The organism is Cellulosimicrobium cellulans, from assembly GCF_042723955.1.
Classification (GTDB): Bacteria; Actinomycetota; Actinomycetes; order Actinomycetales; family Cellulomonadaceae; genus Cellulosimicrobium; species Cellulosimicrobium cellulans_H.
On record NZ_JBHXIC010000167.1, the window covers coordinates 1 to 2,604 of the forward strand.

2 protein-coding genes are annotated in these 2,604 nt (G+C 73.8%); one reads left to right on the forward strand and one right to left on the reverse strand.

Annotation, left to right across the window (positions count from 1 at the left end; translation table 11 throughout):
• Positions 1-88: 88 nt before the first annotated feature.
• A complete protein-coding gene (locus tag ACFWH7_RS20955; RefSeq protein WP_378219607.1) occupies positions 89-1,399 on the reverse strand; it encodes a TrpB-like pyridoxal phosphate-dependent enzyme in 1,311 nt (436 codons plus the stop codon).
• 334 nt (positions 1,400-1,733) lie between these two features.
• On the opposite strand from ACFWH7_RS20955, the gene ACFWH7_RS20960 reads away from it, so the two are divergent.
• Positions 1,734-2,495, forward strand: coding sequence for an SDR family NAD(P)-dependent oxidoreductase (locus ACFWH7_RS20960; protein ID WP_378219609.1), 762 nt, complete (start codon positions 1,734-1,736; stop codon positions 2,493-2,495).
• Positions 2,496-2,604: the final 109 nt, after the last annotated feature.

Sequence of the window (2,604 nt, forward strand, 5' to 3'; positions counted from 1 at the left end):
GGGTCCTGCGAGACGTCGTCGACCGTGACCGGGCGGACGACGCGCAGGTCGTTCTCGCGCTCGTACGCGGGGCGCCCGGGGGCGTCCGTCAGACGTAGGCGGCGTACGCCGGCAGGTCGAGGATGCCGTTGCCGGACAGCCCGAGGACGATCACCTCGGGCTCGGTCGCCGCGCGCGCGTGCGCGATCGCCGCCGCGACGGCGTGCGTCGACTCCGGCGCCGGGATGATGCCCTCGCTGCGCGCGAAGAGCGTGCCCGCGACGAACGCGTCGTCCTGCTCGACGGCGACCGCGTCCATGAGCCCGAGGTGCACCGCGTGCGAGACCATCGGCGACATGCCGTGGTAGCGCAGCCCGCCCGCGTGGATCGCCGGGGGGACGAAGTCCTTGCCGAGCGTGTGCATCTTGAGCAGCGGCGTGAGGCCCGCGACGTCACCGAAGTCGTAGCGGTACTCCCCCTGGGTCAGCGACGGGCACGCGGCGGGCTCGCACGCCACGAGCCGCGTCGTCGTACCTTCGCGCAGGGTGCGGCCCAGGAACGGGAACGTCAGGCCCGCGAGGTTGGACCCGCCGCCCGCGCACCCGAACACCACGTCGGGTGCGCCCTCGCCGGCCTCGTCGAGCTGGATGAGCGCCTCCTGACCGATGACGCTCTGGTGCAGCATGACGTGGTTGAGCACGCTGCCCAGCGCGTAGTGCGCCGCGGGGTCCTTCGCGGCCGTCTCGACGGCCTCGCTGATCGCCATGCCGAGCGAACCGGTCGTCTCCGGGTCCGCCGCGAGCATCGCTCGACCGGCCTCCGTGAGGTCCGACGGCGACGGGTGGCAGATCCCGCCGTAGACCTCCATCTGCGCGCGGCGGTACGGCTTGGAGTCGTACGACGCGCGCACCTGCCACACCTCGACGTCGAGCCCGAGCAGCGCGCCCGCGAACGACAGCGACGCGCCCCACTGGCCAGCGCCCGTCTCGGTCGTGAGCTTCGTCGTGCCCTCGAGCGCGTTGTAGTACGCCTGCGCGACCGCGGTGTTCGGCTTGTGCGAGCCGACCGGGCTCACGCCCTCGTACTTGTAGTAGATCCGGGCCGGGGTGCCCAGGACCCGCTCGAGGCGTCGCGCGCGCACGAGCGGCGACGGCCGCCACAGCGCGTAGATCTCGCGGATCGTCTGCGGGATCTCGACGTAGCGCTCGGTCGTCACCTCCTGCTGGACGAGCGCGAGCGGGAACAGCGGCGCGAGGTCGTCGGGCGTGAGGGGCTCGCGCGTGCCGGGGTGCAGGTGCGGCGGCACGGGCTCGGGCAGGTCCGCGGCGAGGTTGTACCAGTGCGTCGGGACGGTCGAGGGCACCTCGGCGCCGGTCGGCTCGAGGGACCGGACGGGGACGGGAGAATGCTGTGTCGTCATTCTGGAGGCTCCAGCTCAGGGGGTACTCGGGGTACACGGGAGGAAGGGCCGCTGGGCCGACGACGCGTGCACCGGGGTCCGCCGAGGCCGCCCACGTCGTCGGGGCACGGCCGGTAGAGGTCACCGGCCGTCAGGCGGCCGGCCACCAAGGGGTCACGGACGGGTGCGTCACGACGCCGACCCTACCCCGGCGTGCGCGGTCGGGACACCGCCGGCAGGGACCACCGGCACCGGCTGAGGGACGATCGGCTCTCGCGCGCGCGAGAGCCCGGGAGGTGGGATGGGACCAGGTCGCCGGACGACGGCAGTGCCGGCGCGGACGGAAGGAGCCGTCATGGTCAGCAACCACGTACCGGGAAGGTTCGAGGGGCGCACCGCGATCGTCACCGGCGCGGGCGCCGGCATCGGGCGCGCGACGGTCGAGCGGCTGCTCGCGGAGGGCGCACGCGTCGTCGCGACGGACGTCCGGGAGGACCGCCTGGAGAAGCTCGTCGCGGACGTCGGGACCGACGCCCTCGTGACGGTCGCGGGCGACGTCAGCACCCAGACCACGGTCGACGCGGTGGTCGCCGCCGCAGACGGCCGCGTCGACGCGCTCGCCAACGTCGCGGGCATCATGGACGGGTTCCTGCCGAGCGCCGAGGTCGACGACTCGACCTGGGACCTCGTCATCGCCGTCAACGTCACGGCCGTCATGCGCCTCACGCGCGCGGTGCTGCCCCTCATGCTCGACGCCGGGAAGGGGTCGATCGTCAACGTCGGGTCCGAGGCAGGCTCCCGAGCCTCGGCGTCCGGCACCGCCTACGCGACGTCGAAGCACGCGGTCATCGGCTTCACCAAGAGCACGGCGTTCTTCTACACGCCTCAGGGCGTGCGGGCGAACGTCGTGGCTCCGGGCGCCGTCGCGACGAGCATCGAGGCACCGTTCCGCTCGCAGTACGCGGGCGAGCGGCTCGGGCCGGTCATGGCGACGACCGTCCCACCCGCCGCGAGCGCCGACGAGCTCGCCGCGGCGATCACCTGGTTGCTCTCGGACGACTCGGCCAACGTCTCCGGTGCCGTACTGCACAGCGACGGCGGCTGGGCCGCCGTCTGACGGCGGCGGTTGCCGGGACGGAACCCGAGGCAGGACGGGGGCGGACCAGGGACGGGACGAAGGCTGCGCGGCCGCCCCCGCCGGCGGCGGGGGGGGCCGGCCCCACCCA